The organism is Caulobacter sp. AVps16 (assembly GCF_058681455.1).
The window spans coordinates 3,357,830-3,372,529 of record NZ_CM178739.1; the positions used below are offsets into that span (position 1 = coordinate 3,357,830).

Below are 14,700 nucleotides of genomic sequence, written 5' to 3' on the forward strand. Positions count from 1 at the left end.
GACCTCGTCTAGAAGGACAGTTCCGGCTGCATGGCACCCGGCTGCTGGGTCTCGGGCAGGTGACAGGTGAAGGTCGAGCCGGTGCCCGGCTCGCTCTCCAGCGCCACCCAGCCGCCGTGCAGCTCGACCAGGGCCTTGACCAGGGCCAGGCCCAGGCCCGGGCCGCCACGATCGCGCCCGACGAAGCGGTCGAAGATGTGGGCCTGGACATGGAACGGCACGCCGCGGCCGGTATCCTTGACGTCCAGCCGCACCTCGCCCAGGGCCCGGCGGGCCGAGAGGGTGACAATGCCGTCCGGCGGGGTCTGGCGCAGGGCGTTCTCGACCAGATGGTCCAGGGTCTGGGACAGACGCTTCAGGTCACCGCGGATCAGGCCGACATCCTCGTCGCAGGCAATGTTCAGGGTGACCCCGCCGAGGGTGGCGTCCTTGGTGGCGCGCTCGCGAGCCTCGACCAGCAGGTCCATAACGCGGATGTCCTGGATCTCGAGAGCCATTTCCCCGGCATCGATCTGGGCCATGTCCAGCACGTCGTCGATCGAGCGGGCCAGCTGGGTGGCGGCGGCGCGGACGGCGGCCACATGGTTGCGGCCCCGCTCATGCAGGCCGTCCGCCCGCTCGAGCAGCTCCGAATAGCCGATGATCGTCGTCAGCGGGGTCCGCAGCTCGTAGGACACATTGCCGACGAAGTCGCGCTTCAGGCGCTCGGCCTCGGCCAAGGCCGCGGAGCGGTCAGCGAGCGCGCTTTGCAGGTCGCGGGTGTCGGTGACGTCAGTAAAGCCGATCAGGGTCGCGCCGTCCGGCAGGGGACGCGACTGATAGAGCACGATGCGGCCGTCCGAGGTCCGCACTTCGCCCGAGGTCGGGGCCCGCATCTGCGGATCAGGATCGGCCACCCGGCCCTTCAGCTCGCGCCAGAAGGACAGGTCGTGCAGGCGCGGCACGCAGAGATCGACCACGCCCTCGAAATCGACCGCCGCCTCCAGGGCCTGGGCGCTGACATTCCAGAAGCTCTCGAAGGCGTCATTGTGCAGGCGCAGCCGGCCGTCCGACCCGAACACGGCCACGGCGTCGTTCAGCTTGTCGAGCGTCGCCTGCTGCACCTGGATCAGGGCATTGTACTGGGCCTTCAGCTTCAGCTCGCCGGTGATGTCGGAATAGAGCAGCAGCATGCCGCCCAGCGGGTGGGGCTGGCGCACCAGTTTCAGGGTCCGGCCATCGGGCAGGCCCCACAGGTCGTCGGCCTGGGGCCCGAGATCCTCGTAGTGGGCCAGTTCGTCGGCCTTCCAGCGGGCATAGTCGATGGTCTCGGGCAGACGGCGACGCTGACGCAGGCGATCGAGGATCTCGCCATGGGTCGGACGGTCGGCCAGCCAGGCCGGCTCCAGGCCCCAGAGTTCGGCAAAGGCGGTATTGTGGAAGGCCAGTCGCCGGGTCTGGCTGAAGATCGCCACGGCGTCGGCAATGTGGTTCAGGGTTTCGTCATGGGCCTCGACATGCTTTCGCAGGGCGTCGCGGACATCCTCGATCTCGGTCACGTCGCTGCAGAACACCCCCACCCCGCCGCCGTCGAGCGACTTGGCGGCGACGCGGAAGGCCCGGCGTCGACCGTCGACATTGACCCAGCGCAGGGCCTCGCGGCGCTCGCCCGAGCTGGCCGCCTCGGCGGCCAGGGCATCGGCGGCGCGGTCGAAGGTCTTGCCGGCCAGGGCGGCGGTCGCTGCCGACGGGGCCTCGACGGCGCGCAGATAGGCGGCATTGCCCCAGACCGGCGCGCCATCAGCGCTCGAGATCCAGGCCGGCTCGACCAGGCCATCGACAAAGGCGGCAAAACGGGCCGCCGAGGGCAGGCCGGCCTCGTCCGCCACCCCGGCGGCCAGACGCAGCCAGGCCAGGGCACCCGCCGCCCGGCCCTCGACCAGGACCGAGCCGCCGGTACCGCGGGCCTCAAAGGCGCAGGGCTCGCCGCGCTCGAACAGGCCGCGCAGGCGCAGGGCATGGTCGGGATCGGCCAGGATCAGGGCGGCCACCACGGCCGGGGCCTGGGGCTCACAGGCCAGGACGGCGGCGCAGGCGGACAGGCTGTCCTCCCCGGCAATCAGGGCGGCGCGGCCGTCCTCGACCGAGATCAGGGCGCTGTCGAAGGCTTCCGCCGAGGCCTGGGCCGCCAGGGCTCCGGTCTCGAGGCTGGACAGTCGGCCCTGCAACAGGGCGAGCCTGGCCTCGAACCGGCGGCGCTGGGCCAGGGCCCAAAGCGTCGCGCAGATGGCGAGACAGACCGCGCCGGCCGCCGCCGCGAGGATTAATTCATGCGAAGTCATCAGGCCGGTCGCTAAAGCCCCCGTCAGCCCGCGGAGACGGGACTGCGAATCAGAATCACAGATTAGTCGGGCCGTGACCAGAGCGCGACCGGCACGGCTGTCGCAGGTCCCGATTGACGGGATCCCTTCAGAGGCTGGCGAAACCAGCCAATCACCCTATGTCAGAGCCATGGACTGGACCGCTCGCCTCGCGCCCTCGCTGGATCAATTCGCCGCCCTGGCCGAGGCCGCCCTGGCAGCCCTGCCCGAGCCGTTCGCCGCCCTGTCGGCCGAGGTCGGGATCCGGATCGAGGACTTCGCCACCGAAGAGGTGCTCGACAGTCTCGGCATCCAGGATCCGTTCGAGCTGACCGGCCTCTATCAGGGGGTCGATCTGTCGCGCCGCTCGGTGCTGGACTCCGGTGTCCAGCCCTCGATGGTCTTCCTCTATCGCCGGCCGATCCTCGACGAATGGTGCGAACGCGGCGACGTCGCCCTCGACGACCTGATCCGCCACGTTCTGGTCCACGAGATCGGCCACCATTTCGGCCTGTCCGACGACGACATCCACCGCATCGAGGATGACGCCTGATGAGCCCGCCCCGCTTCGACCTTGAGATCCTGCGCGACCGGATAAGCGAGGGAGCGTTTGCCAACGGCCTTGACCTGGCCCAGGACGGCTCGGTCGCCCTGATCGCCGTCGAGGACGAGATCGTCACCGCCCATGTCCAGGGCGGCGCGCTCTATGTCGTCGAACTCAGGTCGCCCGCCGAGGGTACCTGTACCTGCCCGGCCTTCGAGAAGTTTGGGGCCTGCAAGCACCAGGTCGGGGTCGCGGCCGCCGTCAATGGCCTGGACGCGGCCGGCCTGCAGAAGGCACAGGCCCGCCTGGCCCGCCTGCGCGACGGCCTGGCCCTGGAAGCCCAGGACGCCCTGATCGAGCGGCTGGTCGAGCTGGCCCGATCGCGGCCGGATGTGCTGGCGGGGCTTGAGGGTCACCGAGACGACTGAAACCCCACGGCTGCGCCGACAGACGCTTGCACAGGGGTTCTGATTTCCGATTGTGTTGCCCCTGACGCGCCAGGCTCCACCAGACAGAGAGCAAGTCCCCATGCCGAAGCCGGACCAAGCCCCAGCGCCAGAAGATCCCCCGGAGCCCGAGGAGGAGCGTGACCGCCCTGTCCTGTGGCTGATCTTCATCGCCGCCATCATCGGCATCGTCATCGCCATGACCCGCGCCTTCCCCGAAGCCGTGCGCACGCCCGAGGACTGGAGTTCGGTGATCTACAGCCTGGGCCTGCTGGTGCTGGTCAGCTCCGGCCTGTTCAGCTTTCGCGACCGGCTGCAGCTCGCCCAGCATCTGCGCCACGCGGCGATCTGGGGTGCCATCGTCGCCGTCCTGGCCCTGGGCTTCGCCTATGCCGACGACCTGGAAGGCGTTTCGAACCGCGTACGGGTCGCCTTCAGGGGCGGGGTCTGAGCTTTCCGGACTGGCGGGAGTTTTATGAGGTGCGGGGCCGGACCCTGACCTGGCGGTGAGGCTGGTGACCGACCGGCCACCGCCGCTGGCCCCCTCCTGACCGCTTCGCGGTCGTCCTCGCCCCCTGCGGGGGGAAGACGAGATCGCCGCCCTACATCTTCCCCCTCCGGGGGAAGACGATCGCGAAGCGATCCGTAGGGGGCAAGTGCGGGGAAAGACTGCCCTCTATCCTCGCGCCTTCCCGAACAAACCCCAGCCCATTCAACACCCTGCAAAAACAACCACCGCGCCCGTCCGACGCCCCTAAACCTGCCGCATAATCAACCCACCTCGTCGCGAGGAAAGGGCGCAAGGCCAGCGACCATTGCGGCGGCGGGGGGTGATCGAGCGGGGCTGGGCTTCAGGGGGATACTGAAGCGCGTCCGGGGACCTGGTTGCTGGCCAGGCCCGCCCGCCGTCGGCGTGGTTGAAGGCAAAAGGGCGTGTCTGGCTGTAGGCCCGTCCTCTTCGACCGCCGGAACGCGCTGGAAACGGCGGGGTCCGGGTCCCGGTAAGGCCTCAACAGGGCCACCTGGCGGGAGGCTGACGGAAAACGACCACGCGGAGCGGACGGCTTCGTCGAAACGGTAATCTCTATCTCTCATCCGGACGTCGTCCGGACGCTCCGCGACCCTTTCCATCACCCTCGCAGCGAAGGCGCGGGGTCGAGAAGCTGTCTCCGCCAGACTTGCCCCCTACGGGCTGCTGCGCAGCCGTCTTCCCCCGCAGGGGGAAGATGAAAGGCGCGAACCCATCTTCCCCCTCCGGGGGAGGACGACCGCGTAGCGGTCAGGAGGGGGCGAGTGGCGCCCCTGAAAACAAGGACCCGCCTCAATCCCCCAGCACCTCGTCCACCCACTGGCTGACCTTTTCCGTAGCCGGACCATAGATCCGCCGGTCGAAGGCGTGGGCATTGTCCGAGCGGGCGACATTGATCTCGCAGGTCGGGATGCCCAGGGCCCGGGCCTCGGCCACGAAGCCAGCGGCGGGATAGACCGAGCCGGAGGTGCCGATGGCGACGAACAGGTCGGCCTCTTCCAGGGCCTGGTTGATCTGGGCCATGTGCATCGGCAACTCGCCAAACCACACGACATGCGGCCGGGTCGCGCCGACCGTTCCGCATTCCGGACAGACCTGGTCAGCGGTCAGTGGTTTCCGGTCGCTCCAGTCGCCCGAGCACTGGGTGCAGCGGGTGCGGGTCAGCTCGCCATGCATATGGATGACACGGCGGCTGCCGGCCTTTTCGTGCAGGTCGTCGACATTCTGGGTGCAGAGAAAGACCCAGCCGCCCAGGGCGGTCATCTCCCTTTCCAGTCGCGCCAGGGCGATATGGGCGAGGTTGGGGGCAGCGATCTCGAGGATCTTGCGGCGCGCGGAGTAAAAGTCGCGCACCCGGGCCGGGTTGCGGGCAAAGCCCTCCGGCGTCGCCAGCTGGGCCAGATCGTTCTGGGTCCACAGACCGTCGGAATCACGAAAGGTCTTCAGGCCGCTCTCGGCGGATATGCCGGCGCCGGTGAGGATGAAGATGTTCAGCGGCTGGACCATGTCACCTCCCAAGCGAACCTGACGCGCCCGTCACTTTTAATTTGACCCCTGATCGAGATTGAGTTGACAGTGTTTAGATCGTTGGGAGCCGGCGCAAGACCCGCCCCGACCCTGGCCACCGGAGGAGCTCCCATGACCGACAAGAACATCACCAAGGACGCCATGTACGACGCCGTGGCGCCGGACGACTTCGTAGCGATGCTGGAGCTGGACCGTTACAACAACCGCTCCACCGCCTTCGACAAGATCATTTCGGCGACCCATGACCATTTCTGGGATCCGCTCGACAAGGCCTATATCGATTTTGACGAGCCCTTCGACATGGAGAACCAGGCCCTGGTTCCCGAAGAAATGGTCATCGCCCTGTCGACCGACTACGTCTCCAACCACCTCAGCGATCCCAAGACGCGCATCCGCTTCATCAACCAGTCGGTCCTGCGCAGCTTCTCGTCGATCCTGCATGGCGAACAGGGGGCGCTGAACCTCTCGGCCTCGCTTTGCCACGTGCTCAAGGATCAGGGCGCGCAGGAATATGCCGCCAACCAAACCCGCGAAGAGGCCCGCCACGTCACGGCCTTCGCCAAATACATCAAGGCCCGGTGGGGCCGGCCGGTCGAGTGCGGCCCGGCCCTGAAGACCCTGCTGGTCGAGATCATCGGCGCGCCCGAGGTCTACAAGAAGATCATCGGCATGCAGATGCTGGTCGAGGGTCTGGCCATGGGGGCCTTCGCCACCTTCTACATGCACATCAATGACCCGGTGGGTAAGAAGATGCTGCAGCTGGTGATGACCGACGAGGCCTTCCACCACAAGTTCGGCAAGATCTGGGCGGACCGCACCGTGCCCAAGCTGTCGCCTGAAGAGCATGCGATCATCGAGGACTGGGCGGCGCACTGCTTCCAGACCCTGCTGTTCAACCTCGTCTCACCGCACCAGCAGCTGGATCTCTATGCCGAATTTGGCCTGGATCCCAACAAGGTGGTCGAGGAATACGGGAAGATCATGACCGACGATGTCCGTCGTGAGAACATGAAGGAGCAGACCAACATCTTCCGCGTGCTGGTCAAGACCCTGCTCAATGCCGGCATCATCACCGACCGCACCAAGGCCTTCTACGCCATGTATGTCGACATCGACGAACTGAAGGGTGAGGGAGACCGGATGGTCGGCGACGACATCGCCGAGGAAGGCATCCGCCACCTGCAGGCCATCAACTTCAAGGACCGGCCGGTCACCGCCGTCAGCATCGCCGCCGAATAGGCGACGGACACAACCGGATCTGGACGCGCCTCGCCGGAACTGCGGCGGGGCGCGTTGCGTTTCAGGCGGGGCGTCCTCATCTGCGGGGGCGTTCCAGACCGTCGCGGGTCCGCCCTGCCCCAACCGGAGTCGCCATGCGCGCCGCCCTGATCGCCCTTCCGCTTCTCCTGTCTCTCGGCGCCTGCGTCGGAGGACCCGTCGGCAATCCCCGCCCGCCCCAGCCGGCCAAGGCCGTCGTGCTCGATCGCTATCTGGGCAAGTGGTACGAGGTCGCCCGCTATGACATGCGGTTCCAGAAGGGCTGCGAAGGCGTCACCGCCGAATATTCAAAGCGGCCCGACGGTCTGATCCGGGTTCTGAACACCTGCCGCGACGGCGCGGTCGACGGGCCGGTCAGGACCGCCGAGGGCAAGGCCAGGGTCGTCGATACGGCCAGCAATGCCAAGCTCAAGGTGTCGTTCTTCGGTCCGTTCTGGGGCGACTACTGGGTCATGGACCACGCCGAGGACTACAGCTGGAGCATCGTCGGCGAGGGCTCTGGCCAGTATCTCTGGCTCCTGACCCGACAGCCGCCGACCGACCTTGAACGTGAGGCCCTCACCGCCCGGGCCAAGGCGCTCGGCTATGACGTGACGATGCTGCGGCCGACGAAGCAGCCCGCGCCCTAGAGCCCTTTCCGACCTGATGGCGTCATCAGGGTCGGACGAAAAGGGCTCTGAATCAGAAGTTTAGAGCGTTTTTCGATCCGATAACCGTTTCACACCTATCGGAAGACGCTCTGGCGCCCGGGCTTGATCTGCGAACAAAGCTGGAACAGGATCACGACATGGACGTCGTGATCGACCTGCGGCCCTCGCGGCCCGAAACCACTGATGCGGTCACCCGCGGGACGGCGCGGTTCCTGGTGTCGCTGGGCTATGCGCCCCTGGCCGAGGTGACCCTGCCCAATGGCCGGCGCGCCGACCTGATGGCCCTGGGCCCCAAGGGCGACCTGCTGATCGTCGAGGTGAAGTCCAGCCTCGAGGACTTCCGCATCGATCGCAAATGGCCGGACTATGGGCCCTATTGCGACGCCTTCTATTTCGCGGTCGCCCCGCATTTCCCGGAAGGCGTCCTGCCGGAGGAACCGGGCCTGATCGTCGCCGATGGCTTCGGCGGTGCCGTGGTCCGCGAGGCACCGGTCGCGCCCCTGGCCCCGGCCCGGCGCAAGGCCCTGACCCTGGGCTTTGCGCGGCTGGGCGCCATGCGGGCCAGTGGCGTCAAGGCCGACCAGCTCTAACTTCATCCCCAGCGCACAGGCCGAGAAAACATCAATTGTCGCGAACCACCTTCAGCACGGCCTCGCCATAACGGTCCAGCTTGCCCTGCCCGACCCCGCCGGCCTTGGCCAGGGTGGGAAGACTTGAGGGCCGGGCAGCGGCGATCTCGGCCAGGGTGGCGTCGTGAAAGATCACATAGGGCGGCACATGCTGGGCCTGGGCCTGTTCCTTGCGCCAGGACCGGAGGGCCTCGAACAGGGCCTGGTTCTCGAGCGGCACGGTCAGGGCCTTGCCCTCGCGGCGCTTGCGCGGCGCACCGGAGCGCGGGCCCGGATCGGACGCCTCGACCTGCTGGCGCAGGCTGACCTTGCGCTCGCCGCGATAGACCGCCTTGACGCCCTCGACCTCGCCCAGGCCGATCAGGGGCCGGCCATCATTGGGGTCCTCGCGCAGCAGGCCCTCGAAGACCAGGGTGTCGAGCAGGTCGCGCCAGGTGGCGGGGCTGAACTCGCGGCCGATGCCGAAGGTCGACATCTGGGCCTCCTGCGGCGTGACGTCCTTGGTCTTGCCCAGCAGGTGATCGATCAGCCGGCCACGCCCGAAACGTCCGCCCAGACGATGAGCCGCCGACAGGGCCTTCTGGGCGGCCTCGCTGGCATCGACGCCCTTCGGCGGCGAGGTACAGATGTCGCAGACCCCGCAGCGGGCCACGCCCTCCTCGCCGAAATAGCGACGGACGGCGGCCGCCCGGCAGGTGAGCCCCTCGAGCATGGCATAGAACTGGCGCAGCTTGCGGCTCTGGACCTGCCGGACCTCATCGGGGGCCTCGCGGGCCTCGATCCGCTTGCTGGCCCAGGCCATGTCGGCCGATCCATAGAGCGTAATGCCCTCGGCCGGCTGGCCATCGCGCCCGGCCCGGCCGATTTCCTGCCAGTAGGCCTCTATGGCGGCCGGCGGATCGGCATGAATCACGAAGCGGACGTCGGGCTTGTCGACCCCCATGCCGAAGGCGATGGTCGCCACCATCACGGCGGCGTCGGCCTCCAGGAACTCTTCCAACCGGCGGGCCCTCACGCCCTTGTCGAGCCCGGCGTGATAGGCGAGCGCCGGAACGCCCTCGGCGATCAGCTTTTCGGCCAGTTTCTCGGTGGAATCCCGGCTACCGGCATAGACCACCCCGGCCCGGCCCGGACGCTCCAGCACAAGCTCAACGACCCGGTCGTGCCCCTTGCCGCGCTTGCGCTCGGCACTGAGGGCCAGCTCGGGACGGGCAAAGCTGTCGACAAATTCGGCCGCGCCCTCCAGGCGCAGTTCGGCCCGGATGTCATCGCGGGTCCGGGCATCGGCCGTGGCGGTGACCGCCAGGCGCGGAACCGCGGGGAAGACTTCGGCGATGCGCCCCAGCATCCGGTATTCGGGCCGGAAGTCGTGGCCCCACTGGCTGACGCAGTGGGCCTCGTCGACGGCGACCAGGGCCAGATTGAGTCTCGACAGGCGGTCCAGCATCGACGGCTGCATCAGACCTTCAGGCGACAGGTAGAGCAGGTCCAGCCGGCCCTCCTCGATCCGTCGCCAGATCGCCTGTCGCTCGTCCGGCAGGGTGTTGGAGTCGAGCCGCTCGGCCGCAACACCGGCCTGCTGCAGGCCGGCGACCTGATCGGCCATCAGCGCAATCAGCGGCGAAACGACAAGTCCCAGGCCCGGGCGGATCAGGGCCGGGATCTGGTAGCAGAGACTCTTGCCCCCGCCGGTCGGCAGCACGGCCATGGCGCTGCGCCCGGCCAGCAGCTCGCCGATCACGCCCGACTGCAGGCCCCGGAAATCGGCATGGCCGAAGGTGCGGCGCAACACGTCGCGCGCTGTATCGAGGGGAGAGGAATCAACAATCGAAGGCACGGCGGACTTGTGACAGCGGGGATGGTCAGCGCCAAGCCATTCCTAGCCGGCGCGCGCTTGTGCGGGCCCATACCCCACTATGGGCCATGGCCAAGGCAGGATTGGAATGCCCCGCCGCGCCCGGCGTTCACCTCTCGTCAATCTTGTCGCGCGTTTTGTGGGCTTCGGCTAAACGGGACGCTGGCGCGCGCCCTTCGACGCACCCAGGGATAGAGACGACATGGCCAACGGTACCTTCGGCGGGAACAGGCCGGCGAAGCCACAACGCACCCCGCTGCAGGCCGCTCTCTACTGGAGCGCGGTGCTCGGCATCTGGGGCCTGATCTTCATCGTTGCCTTCTTTGCCGTATTCGCCAGCGACCTGCCCGACACGTCCAAGCTCTATGACGTCAAGCGCCAGCCCTCGATCAACTACCTGGATCGCTCGGGGGCCCTGCTGGCCGTTCGCGGCAGCCAGTATGCGCCGCCGGTCGATATCGACGCCCTGCCGAAATATGTGCCCGCCGCCTTCGTCGCGATCGAGGACCGCCAGTTCTACCATCACTTCGGGTTCAACCCCTGGGGCATCATCCGATCGATGGCCTGGAACCTGACCCATGACGGGCCGCAGCGTGGCGGTTCGACCATTACCCAGCAGCTGGCGAAAAACCTGTTTCTGAGCCCGGCCCAGAACTATCGCCGCAAGGGACAGGAGCTGATCCTGGCCATCTGGCTGGAGCTGAAGTTCTCCAAGAAGCAGATCCTCGCCCTCTACATGAACCGGGTCTATTTCGGGGCCGGTGCCTATGGCATCGAGGCGGCATCGCAGCGCTATTTCAACAAGCCGGCCGCGCAGTTGACCATTGGCGAGTCCGCCCTGCTGGCGGGGCTGATGAAGGCCCCGACCCGCTATTCGCCGGTCTCGGCCAGCGAGCGTGCGGCCCGCCGCGCCACCATCGTTCTGGACGAGATGGTCCGGATCAAGGCCATCACCGCCGCCGAAATGGAAGCGGCGATCAGCGAACCGGTGCGGGTTTCAGCCACCCTGGCCAATCAGCGTGCCCAGTATTTCACCGACTATGTCGACGCCCAGGTGCGGTCCCTCGTTGGGGAGCCGACCGAGGACCTGGTCGTTGAGACGACCCTCGACCTGCCGATCCAGGTGGCTGCCGAGCGTTCGGTCAAGCTGGGGGTCGACGGCCATATCAAGCAGGGGGTCGAGCAGGCTGCCCTGGTCGCCATCGACGGCGAGGGCCGCATCCGCGCCTATGTCGGCGGTGCCGACTATGGCGAAACCCAGTTTGACCGTGCCACCACCGCCCGTCGTCAGGCCGGTAGCGCCTTCAAGCCGTTTGTCTATCTGACGGCCATGGAGCAGGGCCGCACGCCCAATCTCACCGTGGTCGACGAGCCGGTGAAGATCGGCGACTGGGAACCCAAGAACTACACCAACAAGTATCTGGGTCCGATTACCCTGCAGACGGCGCTGGCTCAGTCGATCAACACCGTTGCGGCCCGCCTGGCCAATGAGGTCGGCACCAGCAATGTGGCCTCAACGGCCCGGCGGCTGGGCATAGCCAGCAAGATCCAGCTCGATCCCTCCATGGCCCTGGGGGCCGTCGAGGTCAGCCCCCTGGAAATGTCCCAGGCCTATGCCCCCTTCTCCAACGGCGGCTTCCTGGCCAAGGGCTACGGCATCGAGCGTATCCGGACCGCCAGCGGCAAGGTGCTTTACGACCACGGTGTCGAGAAGACCGCCCGCCCGGCGGTGATCGGCTCGCCGGCCCTGCAGTACATGAACCAGATGATGCGCCAGGTGGTGATCTCCGGCACGGGCACGCGCGCTAAGGTCGCCGGCTATGACATCGCCGGCAAGACCGGAACGACCAGCGACTACCGCGATGCCTGGTTCGTCGGTTACAGCGGCGGCTTCGTCACGGCAGTCTGGACCGGCAAGGACGACAACACACCGATGAAAAGGGTCACCGGTGGCGGTGCCCCGGCCGAGATCTGGCGCAACTTCATGACCGCTGCCCTGCCGCGCCTGAAGTCCACCCCGATCCCGGGCGGTGTCATCGAGCCGCCGCCGATCGTTGGCGAAGACCCGATCGGCGAACTGATCGACCCGTCAGCCACCCCGGACGGCCCCAGCGCCGAGGTCCCGGAATCGACCTCGCCCCCGGCGGATAACCTGCCCTACTAGGCCCGGCCCTTCAGAGCCTATGCTCGAACGCCGACGAGCTGCATCACTCGGCGAGCGCGGCCAAGCGGCCCCGACTTCGGCCAGGGACGTGGCGGAAAACCCTATTCCGCGGCCACCGACTCCGGGGTGGGGTGCACGCCCATCGGCCTCAGGTTCAGGTCCTGGAACAGGGCGCTGTCCTCATCCTGACCCGGCAGAGGCGTGGTGAGCAACTTGCCCCCGACGAAGATCGAATTGGCACCGGCGAGGAAGCAAAGGGCCTGCAGGTCCCGGCTCATGCTGTCGCGGCCGGCCGAAAGCCGCACCATCGCCTTGGGACAGACCAGGCGCGCCACGGCAATGGTGCGAACAAACTCGAGAGAGTCGATCTGGCCCGCCTTCAGGACCTTGTCGCCCAGAGGGGTACCGCTGACCGGTACCAGCCCATTGATCGGCAGGCTGTCGGGATGGCTGGGCAGGGTGGCCAGTTGATGTAGCAGGCTGGCCCGGTCACGGCGCGTCTCGCCCATGCCGACAATGCCGCCGCAACAGGTGCTCATGCCCGCATCGCGCACATGAGCCAGGGTATCCAGACGGTCCTGATAGGTGCGGGTGGTCACGACGTCCGCGTAGTACTCGGGACCGGTGTCGAGGTTGTGGTTGTAGTAGTCGAGACCCGCTGCCTTCAGTTCGCGGGCTTGATCGGCGGTCAGCATGCCAAGGGTGGCGCAGGTCTCCACCCCCAGGGCCTTTACGCCACCGATCATGGCCGCCAGTTTCGGCAGATCGCGGTCCTTCAGCTCGCGCCAGGCCGCGCCCATGCAGAAGCGCTGGGCACCACCGTCCCGCGCCGCACGGGCCCTGGCGATGACATCATCGGCCTCCATCAGCTTCTCGGCCTTCAGACCGGTCTTGAAGTGAGCCGACTGGCTGCAATAGCCGCAGTTTTCGGCACAGCCGCCGGTCTTGACCGACAAAAGCTGCGAGAGCTGAACTTCGCTGGGATCAAACCAGGCGCGGTGAACGTTTGCGGCTTGGTACACCAGCTCCATAAAGGGCAGGTCGAAAAGAGCCTCGACCTGCGGCAAGGTCCAATCGTGACGGGGTTGTGCAGTAGGGATTCGCGTCATGGCGCGCACGTTTGAACCGGGCCTGACGGCTTGGCAAGTCGCTGCCGCTCCGTCATAGGCCTTTGGTGCTGATCGGCGCGCCTGGCGTCCGGCAGGGTTGGAACTGAGGAACATGGATCGAGAAATCGAGCTGAAATTCCTGATCGCACCCGAAGCGGCCGAAGACATCCTGGCGCTGCTGGACGGCGAAAGCCACGTTCGCCAGCTGACCGCCACCTATTTCGACACGGCCGATCACGCCCTTCGCAAGGCGGGTTTTGGCCTCCGGGTTCGCGACGGCGAAGGCGGTCGCAAACAGACCCTGAAATCGGCCTCGGCCGGGGGCGTTTTTTCCCGCGGCGAGTGGGAAACCTCTATCGCCGGCCCGGGGCCGGACAGCACAGCCCTGGCGACCACACCGGCCGCCGGCGTGGTCAAGGGCCAGCCTCTGAGTCCGGTCTTCACCACCCAGGTCGAGCGCAAGGTGCGCATGATCCGGCGCGGCGAAACCTTGATCGAGGCCGTCGTGGACCGGGGCGAACTGATTGGCCAAACGCGGCGCGCCCAGGTCTGCGAACTTGAACTTGAGCTCAAGGCGGGTGCGCCGGTCGCCCTGTTTGACCTGGCGCGGGAATTGGCGGGGCGGGTTTCGTTGCGTCTGTCCTTGGTCAGCAAGGCCGAGCGTGGCTACGATCTGGCCTTGCCGGACAAACCCGCAACGACCTTGAGTCGGTCACCGGCGGTCTTGAGCCCTGACTTCACCACCGCTCAGGCCTTGCAGGCGGTAGGACGCGCGGCCCTGGCCCAACTCTGCGGCAATGTCGAAGCCCTGCGGGAGCGGCCGAGCCCCGAAGGGGTTCATCAGCTTAGGGTGGCCGCGCGACGTATGCGGGCCCTGCTCAAGGCCTTCAGGCCCTTATCTGCAGGACCTGACGCCAAGGCGATTGACGCCGAACTAAAATGGCTGTCGGGCGAGCTGGATCTGGCCCGGGAACTGGATGTTTTCATTACCGAGGTCTGGCAGCCCGCTAGCCAGGACCTCCAGGCCAATGGCGCGACAGCCCTCGGCCGGGCCCTGCTGGCGGCCCAGGCCAAGGCCTATCTGCGCATGGAGGCTGCCCTCGTCAGCCCGCGCGCTCGCGCCCTGATGCTGGAGACCGCCGCCTGGCTTGAGGCCGGAGCCTGGACCGCCACACCGGACCTGGCCAGCGACCGCGACCAGGCCGCCACAGACTTTGCTGCGGCTCTGCTCGACCATCTGCGCATGGGTCTCGTCAAAAGGAGCAAGCACCTTCACCGCATGAACGCCGAGGCCCGGCACCGCCTGCGCCTGAAGGGCAAGGTTCTCCGCTACGCCGCAGCCGACCTGTCGACCCTGTTCCCGGAGCATCCCAAACGGGCGGACCGGTTCATCGAGGCTGCAAAGGCCCTTCAGGACGCCCTGGGCCGCCTCAACGACCTGCATGTCCGCAGCGGCCTGGTCGAAGGCGTAGCTTCGGCCAGTGGCGATACCGAAGCCCAGCTGGCCGCCGCCAGCCTGGCGGACGGCGCTGATGAGGCCGCCTTGCTGCGCGACGCCTGCAAGGCCCGAAAAGCCTTTGTTGAAGCCAGGCCGTTCTGGTGATTGCGCTGCATATAAAGATATCTTTAT

12 protein-coding genes are annotated in these 14,700 nt (G+C 67.1%); 8 read left to right on the plus strand and 4 right to left on the minus strand.

Going from position 1 to position 14,700, the window contains the following annotated elements:
* Positions 1 to 8: 8 nt before the first annotated feature.
* Entirely contained in the window at positions 9 to 2,321 is a 2,313-nt protein-coding gene (gene divL / locus ACW17U_RS16145) for a cell cycle protein kinase DivL (RefSeq protein WP_492053787.1), read from the minus strand.
* A gap of 169 nt (positions 2,322 to 2,490) precedes the next feature.
* Here divL and ACW17U_RS16150 point away from each other — a divergent pair, with 169 nt between their 5' ends.
* From ACW17U_RS16150 to ACW17U_RS16160, 3 genes are all read left to right on the plus strand, one after another.
* The gene (locus ACW17U_RS16150) at positions 2,491 to 2,892 is read left to right on the plus strand and encodes a metallopeptidase family protein (protein WP_062142911.1); all 402 of its coding nucleotides are present in this window, start codon (positions 2,491 to 2,493) and stop codon (positions 2,890 to 2,892) included.
* A complete protein-coding gene (locus ACW17U_RS16155; protein ID WP_492053790.1) occupies positions 2,892 to 3,311 on the plus strand; it encodes an SWIM zinc finger family protein in 420 nt (139 codons plus the stop codon). Before ACW17U_RS16150 ends, ACW17U_RS16155 begins: the two co-directional genes overlap by 1 nt.
* A gap of 100 nt (positions 3,312 to 3,411) precedes the next feature.
* On the plus strand, positions 3,412 to 3,780 hold the full coding sequence (locus tag ACW17U_RS16160) for a hypothetical protein (RefSeq protein WP_492053792.1): 369 nt from the start codon (positions 3,412 to 3,414) through the stop codon (positions 3,778 to 3,780).
* Between the two features lie 870 nt (positions 3,781 to 4,650).
* Here the strand turns inward: ACW17U_RS16160 and ACW17U_RS16165 are convergent.
* Positions 4,651 to 5,364, minus strand: coding sequence for an NAD-dependent deacylase (locus ACW17U_RS16165; RefSeq protein WP_492053794.1), 714 nt, complete (start codon positions 5,362 to 5,364; stop codon positions 4,651 to 4,653).
* A gap of 132 nt (positions 5,365 to 5,496) precedes the next feature.
* Between ACW17U_RS16165 and ACW17U_RS16170 the strand changes: the two genes are divergently transcribed.
* The 3 genes from ACW17U_RS16170 (at position 5,497) to mmcB (ending at position 7,903) form a co-directional block, all read left to right on the plus strand.
* The gene (locus ACW17U_RS16170; protein WP_062142899.1) at positions 5,497 to 6,624 is read left to right on the plus strand and encodes a ferritin-like domain-containing protein; all 1,128 of its coding nucleotides are present in this window, start codon (positions 5,497 to 5,499) and stop codon (positions 6,622 to 6,624) included.
* A gap of 134 nt (positions 6,625 to 6,758) precedes the next feature.
* Positions 6,759 to 7,292, plus strand: a complete 534-nt coding sequence (locus tag ACW17U_RS16175; RefSeq protein ID WP_062142895.1) for a lipocalin family protein — start codon at positions 6,759 to 6,761, stop codon at positions 7,290 to 7,292.
* 158 nt (positions 7,293 to 7,450) lie between these two features.
* Positions 7,451 to 7,903: a DNA repair putative endonuclease MmcB gene (mmcB, locus tag ACW17U_RS16180; RefSeq protein ID WP_062142893.1), complete on the plus strand. Its 453-nt coding sequence runs from the start codon at positions 7,451 to 7,453 to the stop codon at positions 7,901 to 7,903.
* A 31-nt stretch (positions 7,904 to 7,934) separates the two neighbouring features.
* Here the strand turns inward: mmcB and recQ are convergent, their stop codons facing one another.
* Positions 7,935 to 9,779, minus strand: a complete 1,845-nt coding sequence (recQ, locus tag ACW17U_RS16185) for a DNA helicase RecQ (protein ID WP_492053796.1) — start codon at positions 9,777 to 9,779, stop codon at positions 7,935 to 7,937.
* A 220-nt stretch (positions 9,780 to 9,999) separates the two neighbouring features.
* Between recQ and ACW17U_RS16190 the strand changes: the two genes are divergently transcribed.
* Positions 10,000 to 11,961, plus strand: coding sequence for a transglycosylase domain-containing protein (locus ACW17U_RS16190; protein WP_492053798.1), 1,962 nt, complete (start codon positions 10,000 to 10,002; stop codon positions 11,959 to 11,961).
* Positions 11,962 to 12,062: 101 nt separating this feature from the next.
* Here the strand turns inward: ACW17U_RS16190 and bioB are convergent, their stop codons facing one another.
* Complete coding sequence (gene bioB / locus ACW17U_RS16195) at positions 12,063 to 13,070, minus strand: biotin synthase BioB (protein ID WP_492053800.1); 1,008 nt, start codon at positions 13,068 to 13,070, stop codon at positions 12,063 to 12,065.
* A 112-nt stretch (positions 13,071 to 13,182) separates the two neighbouring features.
* Between bioB and ACW17U_RS16200 the strand changes: the two genes are divergently transcribed.
* Complete coding sequence (locus tag ACW17U_RS16200; RefSeq protein ID WP_492053802.1) at positions 13,183 to 14,673, plus strand: CYTH and CHAD domain-containing protein; 1,491 nt, start codon at positions 13,183 to 13,185, stop codon at positions 14,671 to 14,673.
* The last annotated feature ends 27 nt before the right edge of the window (positions 14,674 to 14,700 follow it).